At 45.4% G+C, this 12,512-nt stretch carries 12 protein-coding genes; 3 read left to right on the top strand and 9 right to left on the bottom strand.

Translation table 11 applies throughout. The features are described from left to right. Positions 1 to 74: 74 nt before the first annotated feature. The gene (locus tag FTT75_RS09920; protein WP_180186347.1) at positions 75 to 362 is read right to left on the bottom strand and encodes a DUF2798 domain-containing protein; all 288 of its coding nucleotides are present in this window, start codon (positions 360 to 362) and stop codon (positions 75 to 77) included. A gap of 241 nt (positions 363 to 603) precedes the next feature. Here FTT75_RS09920 and argS point away from each other — a divergent pair, with 241 nt between their 5' ends. Together argS and FTT75_RS09910 are read left to right on the top strand one after the other, a co-directional pair. After that, a complete protein-coding gene (gene argS, locus FTT75_RS09915) occupies positions 604 to 2,394 on the top strand; it encodes an arginine--tRNA ligase (RefSeq protein ID WP_005173319.1) in 1,791 nt (596 codons plus the stop codon). A 308-nt stretch (positions 2,395 to 2,702) separates the two neighbouring features. Then, on the top strand, positions 2,703 to 3,317 hold the full coding sequence (locus tag FTT75_RS09910) for an SPOR domain-containing protein (protein WP_180186346.1): 615 nt from the start codon (positions 2,703 to 2,705) through the stop codon (positions 3,315 to 3,317). 163 nt (positions 3,318 to 3,480) lie between these two features. On the opposite strand, the gene asd is transcribed toward FTT75_RS09910, so the two are convergent. The 5 genes from asd to FTT75_RS09885 all read right to left on the bottom strand — a co-directional run bounded on the left by asd (position 3,481) and on the right by FTT75_RS09885 (position 8,916). Continuing rightward, positions 3,481 to 4,332, bottom strand: a complete 852-nt coding sequence (asd, locus tag FTT75_RS09905; RefSeq protein WP_180186345.1) for an archaetidylserine decarboxylase — start codon at positions 4,330 to 4,332, stop codon at positions 3,481 to 3,483. Beyond that, complete coding sequence (locus FTT75_RS09900; RefSeq protein WP_180186354.1) at positions 4,329 to 5,177, bottom strand: sulfurtransferase; 849 nt, start codon at positions 5,175 to 5,177, stop codon at positions 4,329 to 4,331. Before FTT75_RS09900 ends, asd begins: the two co-directional genes overlap by 4 nt. A gap of 183 nt (positions 5,178 to 5,360) precedes the next feature. Beyond that, entirely contained in the window at positions 5,361 to 6,566 is a 1,206-nt protein-coding gene (pncB, locus tag FTT75_RS09895) for a nicotinate phosphoribosyltransferase (RefSeq protein WP_100329534.1), read from the bottom strand. Between the two features lie 118 nt (positions 6,567 to 6,684). After that, the gene (locus tag FTT75_RS09890) at positions 6,685 to 7,215 is read right to left on the bottom strand and encodes an ankyrin repeat domain-containing protein (RefSeq protein WP_180186344.1); all 531 of its coding nucleotides are present in this window, start codon (positions 7,213 to 7,215) and stop codon (positions 6,685 to 6,687) included. Positions 7,216 to 7,401: 186 nt separating this feature from the next. Continuing rightward, positions 7,402 to 8,916 (bottom strand): catalase, encoded by a 1,515-nt coding sequence (locus FTT75_RS09885; RefSeq protein ID WP_180186343.1) that lies wholly within the window; start codon positions 8,914 to 8,916, stop codon positions 7,402 to 7,404. Positions 8,917 to 9,143: 227 nt separating this feature from the next. Between FTT75_RS09885 and dtd the strand changes: the two genes are divergently transcribed. Then, positions 9,144 to 9,584, top strand: coding sequence for a D-aminoacyl-tRNA deacylase (dtd, locus tag FTT75_RS09880; RefSeq protein ID WP_180186342.1), 441 nt, complete (start codon positions 9,144 to 9,146; stop codon positions 9,582 to 9,584). 303 nt (positions 9,585 to 9,887) lie between these two features. Here the strand turns inward: dtd and FTT75_RS09875 are convergent, their stop codons facing one another. The 3 genes from FTT75_RS09875 to serB all read right to left on the bottom strand — a co-directional run bounded on the left by FTT75_RS09875 (position 9,888) and on the right by serB (position 12,479). Continuing rightward, the gene (locus tag FTT75_RS09875) at positions 9,888 to 10,367 is read right to left on the bottom strand and encodes an SCP2 sterol-binding domain-containing protein (protein ID WP_180186341.1); all 480 of its coding nucleotides are present in this window, start codon (positions 10,365 to 10,367) and stop codon (positions 9,888 to 9,890) included. A gap of 140 nt (positions 10,368 to 10,507) precedes the next feature. Then, the gene (gene aciT, locus FTT75_RS09870) at positions 10,508 to 10,843 is read right to left on the bottom strand and encodes a ciprofloxacin tolerance protein AciT (RefSeq protein ID WP_074383829.1); all 336 of its coding nucleotides are present in this window, start codon (positions 10,841 to 10,843) and stop codon (positions 10,508 to 10,510) included. A gap of 415 nt (positions 10,844 to 11,258) precedes the next feature. Further along, a complete protein-coding gene (serB, locus tag FTT75_RS09865) occupies positions 11,259 to 12,479 on the bottom strand; it encodes a phosphoserine phosphatase SerB (protein WP_074383828.1) in 1,221 nt (406 codons plus the stop codon). Positions 12,480 to 12,512 lie beyond the last annotated feature (33 nt).

The raw sequence follows: 12,512 nt of genomic DNA, 5'->3' as shown, positions 1-12,512 counted from the left end.
TTGCCTGCCCTATTTTTACATCGGCGTTTTTAAAAGGCTGAAACCCTTACTATTGTCAGAGTTGTTTTAATCAATCACTTCGGTGCTTGAGGGCCGGACATATCCACCAATAGTCCGGTAAATTTGCGGACAAAAGGTAATAAGGTCACCACGATTGGAAAGGCAATTGCCCAGGAAATCATCCAGTTGTGAAACCAAAGTGGCATGAATCCATCAATCCAGCCTAAATTGCGCAGCATATTGATCATGGAAATGATACCACTCATCAGACCAGACAAGATAAACGGCACAATAATCAGTGCCCATTTCGCCGGAAGTTTAGGAATATTGCCAATAATGGTCGGATGTTGTTGCGAATCCACGGACTGCTCTTTTTCTATATTTTAAGATCACTAATATAAGCCAAATTTTATACTTCTGAAGGTGCATTTTTATTAAAATTGATGTTATTTTCACCCGATTGATCACATTCTCCCAAAGACCAGATTGTAAAAAATCTGTGGGGTGATCGTATAAATTTTATTCCCTAGAAATGCTTTTACCTAAAGAGCATGAAATTTGCTATATTTGCTGTTTTTCTGCGACATTTATTTTCGACTGATTATGAACACGGCAATCCAAGCAGCTCTAGAACATGCAGTGCAATCCCTTCAAGCTGAAGGTGTCCTCCCATCTGACTGGAAAAACAGCAGTAGTTTGACGCGTACCAAAGACCGAACACACGGTGATTTCGCCTCAAATATCGCGATGATTGCCTCTAAAGCTGCGGGTATGAAGCCGCGTGATTTAGCAGAAAAAATGCTTGCTGTTCTTCCTGAAGTGGCGGATATCAGCAAAGCGGAAATCGCAGGTCCTGGTTTTATTAACTTCTTCCTCAATGCAGACCAGCGCTTTGTGGTACTCGATCAAATTCAAGCACAACAAGATGCTTATGGTCGCACCCAGGTCAATGCGGACAAACGCATTCAGGTTGAATTTGTCTCTGCCAATCCGACCTCTAGCCTGCACGTGGGTCATGGTCGTGGTGCCGCGTATGGCATGACCGTTGCCAATCTTTTAGAGGCAACTGGTGCCAAAGTAGATCGCGAATACTATGTCAATGATGCTGGCCGTCAAATGGACATTCTGGCCACTTCAACTTACCTGCGTTATTTAGAGTTAAATGGTCAGGAATTGGTCTTCCCGAAAAATGCTTACCAAGGCGACTATGTCAAAGAAATCGCGCAAAGCATTATTGACCAGGATGGCGATGCTTATGTCCGCCCGGTTGCGGATGTGTATAAAGATGTACCGGAAGATGTACAGTTTGCAGCTGAACTGGATGCAGATGGTAACAAAGTGGTGGTGTCTGGCGACAAAGAAAAGCACATTGATGGTTTGATCTTTAATTCTCAGGCGTTGATTGGTACAGGCTACCGTGTCTTCCTACAGGCAGCACTCAAAGCGATTCTGGATGATATTAAAGATGACCTGGGCGAATTTGGTGTCACTTTCAACCAATGGTTCAGCGAAGAATCATTAACCGACAAAATTGAAGAAGCCTTACAGACCTTAGATCAACGTGGTTTCCTGTACGAAAAAGATGGCAATATCTGGTTCAAGTCGACTGAATTTGGTGATGAAAAAGACCGTGTGGTGAAACGCCGTAATGGCCAGACCACCTACTTTGCCTCTGACATTGCCTATCACCTGAATAAATTACAACGTGGCTATACCGATATTATTGATATCTGGGGTTCAGACCACCACGGTTATATCGCACGTGTAAAAGCAGCGATTGATGCGATGGGCTATGACTCGAAGAAATTAACGGTGCTTCTGGTTCAGTTTGTCAGCCTGTGGCGCGGTGGCGAGATGGTACAAATGTCATCTCGTTCAGGTCAGTTCGTGACCTTGCGTGATCTGCGCAAAGAAGTCGGCAACGATGCTGCACGTTTCTACTATGTGATGCGTAAATCTGAACAACACATCGATTTCGATCTAGACTTAGCGGTGTCGCAAAGCAAAGACAACGCTGTATATTACATCCAGTATGCGCATGCCCGAATCTGCCGTATGTTAGAAAAAGCGGCCTCTACAGGCGTGAATTTTGACGCTGCGGCAGCGCGTACTCTGGCGGCCCGACTCGAGCTGGATGCTGAAACTGAAGTTCTGGCTAAACTGGCTGCCTATCCAGAAATTCTGGTGCGTGCTGCAAACAGCCATGAGCCACATCAAATCGGCAACTACCTGAAAGAGCTGGCAGCCTTGTTCCACGGCTGGTACAACGACAATAAAGTACTCGGTGATGATGCTGAACTGACTCAGGCGCGCTTACTGTTATCAGTGAACGTACGTCAGGTATTGCGTAATGGCTTAGAACTTTTAGGTGTGTCTGCGCCTGAGAGCATGTAAGCAAAGCACCGCTTTGCATGCTCGCAAGGCGAAAGCTTCGCTTGAGTAAGCATGTATAGATTGTTTTGCATGCTCGCAAGACAAAAGCTCTACTCGAGGCCACAACGAAAACTGTTGTTTTAGCTGTTCAAAAAATACCTGGCTAGATTCTGCCAGCTATTTGAAAAAATAGCTCAAGTATAAATCTGGTGTGCAGTTTGATCTAAATAATGACATTTGGATCTTAATCACATAGGATGAAATAATAGTCAGGCATAACCACTGTTATGCCTTTTCTATGAGGCAACCCCATATAGAGGAAATCCCAAGTGTTTGGAAAAACGCAACGCGGTGTATCTGAAAGACCGAATAAGCCTAAAAAGCCACTGATTCCGACCTGGCTCGGCACACTCGTGATCATTTTAATCGTGTTGAGTTTTTTAATGGCACTGATGTTGTGGAAGCCATGGGAACCGGTTAAGCCTAAAACTCAAACGACTGCAGCATCTGTCCAGGAAGAAGACACCAATAAGGATTACCGTTTTTACGATTTGTTGCCACAACAACAAGTAACTCCGATTCCTGAACAGGCGGTACCTGAAGCTAAAAGACAGGATACTGTGGTGATTGTAGAAGCACCTCGACCTGAAGTTCCTGAAGCTGCAGCAAGCACTGAACCTGGCTTAGAAGTCAGCGAAGCACCGGTTGCAGCTTCGGTCAGCTATATTCTGCAAGTACGCAGTTTTGATGATCCGGATCAGGCCGATGCCCGCCGTGCGGAAATTATTCTGAATGGCCTGTCTGCTGATGTGATCAGAAGCGTAGAAAATGGCAAAGTCTGGTATCGCGTGGTCTCAGGCCCTTATGACTCGGCTGATGCGGCACTGATTGCCCAGCAGACCTTGCAACACAGTGGCATTGATTCGATTGTGGTGAAACGCTAAAGATTTAAATGAGAAAAAGCGCCTTATGGCGCTTTTTTTGTATCCTTCCCCCTTTGGAAAAGGGTGAGGAGCATTGCTCCGCAAGGGAGGATTTATATCATTCAGGATTAATCCCCCTCGATCCCCCTTTGAAAAAGGGGGAGGATACAAGAGGCTAAAATCTTTAAACCCTATGCCCCAATGCTTCACCCATATTCACCAAAGAATTGGCCTTGAAAGCGGCATCCCACTGCATTTTATGTTCTTCAAATAAAATCACTGCAGTTGAACCGAGGTAGAACCGGCCCAGTTCCGCACCTTTTTCCAGGAACAGATCATGCTGGTTTAACTCGATCCGACCAGAAGGTTTAACCTTGCCAGTAGCCACCGTTTCGATACCGGCCACAATCATCGCACCAACCAAGACCACGGCCATACGGCCAATTTCAGTATCAAACAGGCAGACCATGCGTTCATTGCGGGCAAACAGACCCGGAATGTTTTCTGCCGTGACCTGATTGACCGAGAACAGTTCCCCTGGTACATACAAAGTTTCAGTCAAAGTCCCTGCAAATGGCATATGCACACGGTGATAATCACGTGGTGACAAATATACTGTCGCAAATTCACCATTCTTGAAGGGTTCAGCCAGTTGCGGGTCAGCAATCAGCGCTTCTACAGTAAATTTTTGACCTTTGGCCTGAAACACATCGCCATTTTCAATTTTACCCAGCTGGGAAATCGCCCCATCTGCAGGTGAAACAATGCTGCTGGCATCTGGATCAACTGCACGAATCCCTTGTTTCAGGGCACGGGTAAAGAATTCATTAAATGATTTGAATTTCAAGGCATTGGCCTGTTCAGCAATCGACATATCAATGCCGTACTGTGCCTTAAAGGCAGTAATTACAGCCGTTTTGATAATCGGGTTTTCGCTGGCAGCAATTTTGCCGACCACACGAGACAGGCGATGTTGCGGTACTAATCGTTGAGCTTTAATAAAAAACTGTTGTTTTAAACGTGATGTGATGCTCAAGATGGCACCTCCCCTGTAGCGATTGGACTATTGAGGCGATTGCCCCATTCACTCCACGCACCATCATAGGCTCGAATTTTCCAGCCCAGTAAACGGCCCAGAATATAGGCCAAACCTGAGCGATGATGGGACTGGCAGTACACCACAACCGGCTGAGTCAAATCAAAGCCCAGTTGTTCCAGACGCTGCTGAGTACGTGGTAAAGGCTGCAATTTTAAATGATTTTGCCGGTTAAGTGCAGTACTCCATTCAAAATGACGTGCTCCCGGAATATGACCGCCGCGGCGCGCTGCCAGACGCAGGCCAGTATATTCATCTTCAGTGCGGCAATCCCACAGTTGAACTTGTTCATTTTCAATGAGCTGGTGTAATTCATCATAGCCAATCTGAAACTCTGATTTTTGCTCGAGATTGACAGGAACTAAATGACTCACCGGGCTAAATATTTCCTGATCGGACGAGGTTGGCAAACCTGCACCTAGCCAAGCATGAATCCCGCCATTCAATAGGCTGGTATTTTCAAAACCCAGACAATGCAGATTCCAGAGTAAACGCCCGGCCCACGCCCCGCCCTCATCATCATAGGCCACCACATGATGCTCAGGCGAAATATTCAGATAAGCAATGAGGGCCTGCAAGCCGTCGATGTCCGGCAATAAGCCCATGCTATGTTCTTCCTGACGAACCAGCAGCTTGGGTTGCAGATGCAGGGCATGCGGAATATGCAGTTGCTCGTATACCGAAGCCCGGCTGAGGTCAACAATACGAAGCTTTTCATGGCCCAGATAGGGAACTAAATCTTCTGCCTCAATCAGCAGGCCAAAATTAAAGGCTGAAGCGGTCATCGGTATCATGGCTATTCTTGGTCAAATTACCTTGATCTTAGCACAGCTCATTTTTAGCTTTATGCGGTTTCTTTTAAGATGATTAGCAAGAATTTAGATAAGCTAGCCCACAAAAACCGTCCGGAATAAAAAAACCGCCTCTACAGAGAAGCGGTTCTAAAATTGCGCATGTCTGAAATAGACTTAGGCAGGTTCAGTAATCTCGAAAACCTGACGCAGATAAGCCAGGAAAGTATCATTATCGGTCATGGTTTTGCCCGGGCTGTCTGAAATTTTTGCCACCGACTGACGGTTACATTCCACCAGTTTCAATACGATATTTAAGGGGGTTTGGCCCATGTCGTTGGTCAGGTTGGTGCCAATCCCGAAACTGACCTGAAAACGGTCTTTAAAGTATTGATGCAGTTTCCAGGCTTTTTCCAGATTCAGGCCATCACTGAAGGTCAGCATTTTGGTTTTGCTGTCAATTTTCAGTTTTTTATAATGTGCATAGGCCTTGTCGCCCCAAACATAGGGATCGCCACTGTCATGACGCAGGCCATCAAACAGTTTGGCAAAATACAGGTCGAAATCACGCAGGAAAGCATCCATACCGACCACATCGGTCAGGGCAATGCCTAAATCACCACGATATTCTTGTACCCAGGTTTCCAGCGCAGATTTCTGGAAATTACGCAGACGTACATCAAGCGCCTGAAATGCTTGCAGGAATTCATGCGCCATGGTGCCAATCGGGGTAATGCCCAGTTCCTTGGCCAACAGCACATTACTGGTACCGCGGAATACATGCGGTGCAGCTTTGTTGAATTCTTCCACCACATGCTTTTGCCATTCGAAACTATAACGGCGACGCGTCCCAAAGTCCGACACCAGAAATGGCGGATCCTGTGGATTTTGCGATGCATCATATTGTTTCAGTAATTGCGTTTTTGCCTGTAAACGGCGCTCACCTTCAGCCATGACTTCAGGGCTACGAATCCGGCTAAAATACAGTTCATTGACAATTGCCAGTACGAAGATTTCAAACATCATCGCCTGAACCATCGGGCCTTCCACTTTAATGTCTAAACGGCCTTCGCTATCGATACTGGCCTGAATGAAACGGCGTTTGAGCTGAAACAGTTCCAGATAGTCGACGAAATCACTCTTGATAAAACGCAGGCTTCTTAAGTATTGCAACTCGTCTTCTTTGAAGTTGAGCTGACACAGCAGATCAAGTTGATGATTGAGATCATCCAGAATATCCGTCAGCGGATAGACCGTGTCTTCCAGATTACGACAACGGAAATGATAGACACTATGCGTTTGCGGAAACTTGTGTAATACCACTTGCAACATGGTGAATTTGTACAAGTCAGTATCTAACAGAGAACGGATAATTGGAGCCATAATTAAGGAAATATCGCTGTGCTTATCTCTGCATTAAAGCATAAAAATTCATGCAATATTGCAGGATTTACGTACAGCCGGCTGAAACTGCGACAAAAGTATCAGGCCATAAACCGTTTTATTTCTGAGGCTGGGCCTGGGTTGTGTCCTGTCCCTGAATGATTTTCTGGAGCTGTTTTTCCTGACCAATCACCCGGGCAAACTCGGCTGTGGTCTTTTGTCCGCTTTTCTCGGCCTGAGCATCACAGTCGACCTGATGCAGCTGTCTGGCAATGGCAAATTCCATTTTAAACAGTGCCCCCATCAATGCGGTATTGCCCTTATTGTCTCGGGCGCAGCGGTCAGCGCCGTGTTTAAGCAAGCTCGTTACAATACTCTGATGTCCATAATAGGTCGCCATCATCAGTGGTGTATAGCCATCACTATTACGCACATCGGCTGGAAAACCGTGCTTTAAAAATTCATTGATCACTTCGTCATTGCCGGTTTTGGCCGCGGCAAAGAACAATGCAACCAATTCCTGTTGCGAGTTCATCGGTGTAGTTGCAACACTTTTAACGGAAGACAGATCTTGTGCGCTGCTCAGGTTTGCAAACATGGCACCCAAGGCAAAAATACTGGCTAAAACTGCATGCTGCATAACTTTCATGATGGACTCCAACAGAAATCGAGTAGAGACATGAATCGAGTCTGATTCAGTTCAAATGAGAGAAAATGAGTAAAACCGGGTGCCTGTAAAACTCCCCCTAGGGTGCAGGAAAGGTTTGGAGTTTTACAGGACTTTCTTGAGGTGACGTGCTAGACCCTAGTCACCAATTTGTCGGACTAATCCAAATTAGTCTTTCAATTGCGCTGCTTTGGCTTTCACAGTCGCAAGATTGCCCTTCACTGCTTTGGTCATACGCGTACCATAATCCGCATCTGCCTTGTAGAAGTAAGACAACATGATGTGCTTGGTTTCAGAATCTTTGACATTGCCAAGATCTGCCGCCAGGTTCATGATTAAATCGTCTTTTTCTTTGGCCGTATATGAACGGTAAAGCTCACCCGCCTGCTTGAAGTTTTGCTCTTTCACACCAATTTGCTGAACTGTGCCGGCAAGTGGGGTCTGAACTGCACGCGCTTTTTCAGTTGCAGCTTTTGGCTCTTTACGGCTTGGTTCGTAGTTCACATCAGAATCACGCTCGCTCACATTCATATAACCTTCCTGGTTGTTGTTGTTCACGGCAACGATTGGACGGTTTACAGGAATTTGCTGGTGATTCACACCTAAACGGTACATTTGTGTATCTGAATAAGAGAAGATACGGCCCTGCAGCAAACGGTCTTCAGATGGTTCGATGCCCGGCACCAGGTTACCCGGTGCAAATGCAGCTTGCTCGGTTTCATTGAAGAAGTTCTTCGGCATACGGTTCAAGGTCAAGGTACCGACTTTGGTTTCTGGAACTAAATCGTTTGGCCAGATTTTGGTTGGATCCAGTGGATCGAAATCAAACTTGCCAAGGTCTTGAGGGTCCAATACCTGGATATAAAGATCCCATTTCGGGAAGTTGCCTTTGTTGATGTTGTTGTAAAGATCATTGGTGAGGTGATTGAAATCTTTACCTTGCTGTTCCGCTGCTTCTTTAACGTTCAGACCTTTGACACCCTGTTGAGAGCGGAAGTTAAATTTAACGTATTTATATTCGCCTTTGTCGTTATACAGTTTGTAGGCATGAACACCAAAACCATCCTGTTCGCGGTAGCTGGTTGGTACACCTTGCTTGCCATACACATAAGTCAACATGTTAGTTGCCCATGGTTGACTAGACAGGAAATCAAACACACGGTTGGCATCTTGAACGTTGTTGACCGGACTTGGTTTCATCGCGTGAATAAAGTCCGGGAACTTGATCGCGTCACGGATAAAGAATACAGGGGTCTGGTTACCAACTAAGTCCCAGTTGCCTTCTTGGGTATAGAATTTGATGGCGAAGCCATGCGGATCACGCAAGGTTTCTGGAGAACCTTTACCGTGAATAACTGTCGACATACGCACAAAGACCGGGGTTTTGGTTCCCGCTTTGAACAATGAAGCAATGGTCAGATCCGACAGATCTTTGGTGGTAACGAATTCACCATAAGCCCCTGTACCACGCGCATGTACCACACGCTCTGGAATACGCTCACGACCAAAACGTTGTAATTTTTGTACCAGCTGAACGTCCTGAAGTAAAACAGAACCATTTGGACCAGCAGTGATCGAGTTTTGGTTGTCACCGACTGGTGCGCCATTGTCTTTAGTCAAAGGAGCCGCTTGTGCAGCTGTAACCGTTGCAAGCATTGCAACCAGTAATGAACGCTTAAACATTTCTAAATCTCTCAATTTATTACCTTTCCTGCATGGGCTAAGATATAGAAAAACCAAATATTGTTAAAACGGATTATTCTCATTACTTTAATCGTTTTATTGAATATATAAAAATTAATCAATTATTTTTCAGGTGTTTGTAGTCCAAAAAATCAGCATTTATTCCTTTAACAGATTGTATTCTTGCTACAATTACGCCCTTCCATAGTCATCAGTAAATATGTGAAATGCGTGCGTTATTACAAAGAGTTTTAGAAGCTAAAGTCGTGGTAGACGGTGCAGTCAGCGGTGAAATCGAAAAAGGCATTCTGGTTTTTTTAGGTCTTGGCAAAGGTGATGACCTGGAAAAAGGCAAAAAACTGATTGATAAGATCTTGAAATACCGATTCTTTGATGATGAACAAGGCAAGATGGGCTGGAATGTCAGTCAGGCCAACGGCGGGTTGTTACTGGTTTCGCAATTTACCCTGATGGCGCAGACTCAAAAAGGCCTACGTCCAGATTTTGGCCCGGCCATGCCGCCGGCTGAAGCAAAAGCCTTGTATGAACAGCTGGTAGAATACGCCCAAAGCCAGTTTGAGCATGTACAAACCGGTATTTTTGCAGCAGATATGAAAGTGCATCTAGTCAATGATGGGCCGGTGACTTTTAATTTAGAAGTTGAATAGCGACACTATTTTCCACATTAAAAAACCCTCAGATTGAGTAATGCAGATCAGACAGGAAACTGTCTGGTTTTTTATTATTGTTATTCATAATGATATGGGGTAGCTGGAAACCTCAACCATAACGGTCTGGGGCATCAGCTGTATTGCACCGCAAGATTAGAAAATAACTGTTTCTGCAAAAGATTTAAAAAATTAAGGAGCTTAGATCTAAACTCCCTAACTGGCTGGCATTACCCAGATTGAAACCGGCTGAATCTGCCCTCAGCCCTCCTTGAAAAAGGCGGGCGAGTCAGGAGCAGCGTTTTATTTGCCTGTTTTCTCTTTAATAAACTGGCGTGCCATTTTAAATTTTTCTTTGACCGGCTTTGGCAGTTTTGGTGGAATCATTTTCGCCACCTGGTTAAACCAGACCAGCAAACCAAAGTCACCTTCCATTTTGATAGTACCGCTTTGCATACCGGTCATAAACGCAGTCGGGTCGCCTTTAACCAGGGTCTTTACGCCCTGCTCACTGTCGGCAAACTGCAACACAAAATCTGCCTTTTCCGCATCGCCTGAAACCGTATCAATCTGGCCATTATTGACAATGATCTGACGCGCCATACCCTCATCTGTGCCAATCTGGATCCGGAATTGACGCTCATGTACCAGTTCAATAAATTTCGGGCTGGTACGTGCCAACTGCTTCATACGTAAAGCTAAACCTGCAACCAGCAAGTCCAGTGGATCAGTGCTCATATCGACTAAAGGAAGTTTTAACACAGGAATGGACGACAGTTTCATGGAGGATGCCTATTCTAATTGTACGAAAATTGATAAATATCCTAGCATAATTCTTGGCTAGGTTGATTAAGCAGTTTGTATCATATTTCTAAGCTAAAAAATGCACCCGTGGGTGCATTTTTTCTTTGCGATTTGTAGACTTAACGGCTCGAAAGCTGCTGCTGGTCATCTTCATAGACTGGCGTATGTTCGATACAACGGCGTTTTGCCAAGGCACGCTCTGCACGACGGTCTTCACGCAATAATAAGAAAGTGACCACCATCATGACTGCTGTCAATGCACTCAGATAACTATAGGTCATTGGCAGATCAAACCAGGCTTGTGTGCCTACACGAATCATCTCAATCAAGCCCCAGACCAACATCCCGGCTGCCATAAAACTCAACCAGCGACGATAAGGCGAGAAGAACACAGCAACTACAGCTGCAGCGACTAAACTGAAGCCCACGATCGTTGCTAAATTCGCTGTTACCATATAAACCCCTCCATCCAAATAGATAGTTTGCCTGTTTGATATTGCAACGGTTCTATCTATTGAATTTCGTTCAATCAATAAAATGGAATCTGTTGATTTGTATCTCTATGCCTGCATTATGCTGAGTTTTTTGCATAAAAAAAGTCCTGTGATCTGGTCTCACGACATACTTTGTCGCGATATTATATTGTCATTACATTTTTTGCTTTTGGCATTTTTGTGGATCAATGACTGCGTCAATGTTGGCGTGTCATTACAAAATTATCAGGGCTGTTATTGACTGAAAAAATTATTTTTCCGTTTAAGATGATCGATGTTTTTATAGTCAACCTTATCTGCTGGCTTGGTCACCTTGGTCCAAAGGCAATCAAAAAACGCGACCCTGAGGTCGCGTTTATTCTATCAAAAAGAGTGTTTATGCCTGATTCAGGTCTTTATCGTGTACCCCGAGCAGATACAGTACCCCGTCCAGTCCCACACTGGAAATCGCCTGAGTGGCATTTTGACGCACCAGTGGCTTGGCACGGAAAGCCACACCGAGTCCTGCAATCGATAACATTGGCAAGTCATTGGCACCATCACCGACTGCAATGGTCTGTTCCAGGGAAATTCCCATCTCTTTGGCAATTTCGCCAAGCAATAAAGCTTTACGCGCGCCATCAACAATATGACCTTTGACTTCACCCGTGACTACGCCATCCTGAACATCAAGCGCATTGGCATGTACTTCATCAATATCCAGTTTGCCTTGCAGATATTCGGCAAAGTACTGAAAACCACCCGACAGAATTGCAGTACGGTAACCCAATGCTTTTAAAGTCGAAATCAGGCGTTCAGCACCCTCGGTAATGGTCAGGCGCTCGGCAATTTTCGGCAGTACCGATGCATCCATGCCTTTCAATAAAGCCACACGGGCACGGAAACTGGCCTGAAAATCAAGTTCACCTTGCATGGCGCGTTCGGTGATTTCAGCAACCTGCGCACCGACTCCTGCTTCAATCGCCAGTTCATCAATCACTTCCTGTTCGATCAGGGTCGAGTCCATATCAAAACAGACCAGACGGCGGTTACGGCGATAGGCATTGTCTTCCTGAACCGCAACATCGACATTCAGTTCACTGGACAAACGCAAACAGGCAGCACGCATGGCTGCGGCATCCAGCATTTGTCCTTTTAAACCAAATTCGATACAGGCACGTTTCGGACCGGTACTGCTGCCATCCAGGGCCGGACGGCCAGACAGACGGGTTACGGTTTCAATATTAAAACCCTGAGCCGAGACAATCTGGGTCACGGCCTGCAAATGAGAGGCATTTAATTCAGGGGCCAATGCCGTTACGATATAACGTGTGCGCCCACCCTCTTTGACCCACTGATCATATTCAGTCGCAGAGATCGGTTTAAAGCGCACAGTTAACCCGATATCATGTGCTAGAATCAGGATTTCCTTCATGGCTAATGCTGTCGCCGTCTGGTCATCAGACGCTACAACAATACCTAAGGTTAACTGATTATGAATAACCGCTTGCCCCACATCTAAAATCTGTAGGGAATGGGCGGACAAAACCTGCATTAATCGTGTAAATTGATTAGGCTGGTCAGGTCCTAAAAATGATATAAGAATGATTTCTCGCATGAATTGACTCGGGTCTGAGCTACAACTATTGTT

Source organism: Acinetobacter sp. YH01008 (assembly GCF_013420435.1).
GTDB classification, from domain to species: domain Bacteria; phylum Pseudomonadota; class Gammaproteobacteria; order Pseudomonadales; family Moraxellaceae; genus Acinetobacter; species Acinetobacter pseudolwoffii.
The sequence above is the reverse complement of the archived record's forward strand: the minus strand, read 5'-3'. Positions and strand labels throughout refer to the sequence as shown.

What these genes read in the sequence shown, in the direction of transcription:
- argS (WP_005173319.1), top strand. Translation starts at nt 604, where the DNA reads ATGAACACGGCAATCCAAGCAGCTCTAGAACATGCAGTGCAATCCCTT.
- pncB (WP_100329534.1), bottom strand. Translation starts at nt 6,566, where the DNA reads ATGGCTCCAATTATCCGTTCTCTGTTAGATACTGACTTGTACAAATTC.
- dtd (WP_180186342.1), top strand. Translation starts at nt 9,144, where the DNA reads ATGCGTGCGTTATTACAAAGAGTTTTAGAAGCTAAAGTCGTGGTAGAC.
- serB (WP_074383828.1), bottom strand. Translation starts at nt 12,479, where the DNA reads ATGCGAGAAATCATTCTTATATCATTTTTAGGACCTGACCAGCCTAAT.
- FTT75_RS09890 (WP_180186344.1), bottom strand. Translation starts at nt 7,215, where the DNA reads ATGAAAGTTATGCAGCATGCAGTTTTAGCCAGTATTTTTGCCTTGGGT.
- aciT (WP_074383829.1), bottom strand. Translation starts at nt 10,843, where the DNA reads ATGGTAACAGCGAATTTAGCAACGATCGTGGGCTTCAGTTTAGTCGCT.
- FTT75_RS09875 (WP_180186341.1), bottom strand. Translation starts at nt 10,367, where the DNA reads ATGAAACTGTCGTCCATTCCTGTGTTAAAACTTCCTTTAGTCGATATG.
- FTT75_RS09900 (WP_180186354.1), bottom strand. Translation starts at nt 5,177, where the DNA reads ATGACCGCTTCAGCCTTTAATTTTGGCCTGCTGATTGAGGCAGAAGAT.
- FTT75_RS09885 (WP_180186343.1), bottom strand. Translation starts at nt 8,916, where the DNA reads ATGTTTAAGCGTTCATTACTGGTTGCAATGCTTGCAACGGTTACAGCT.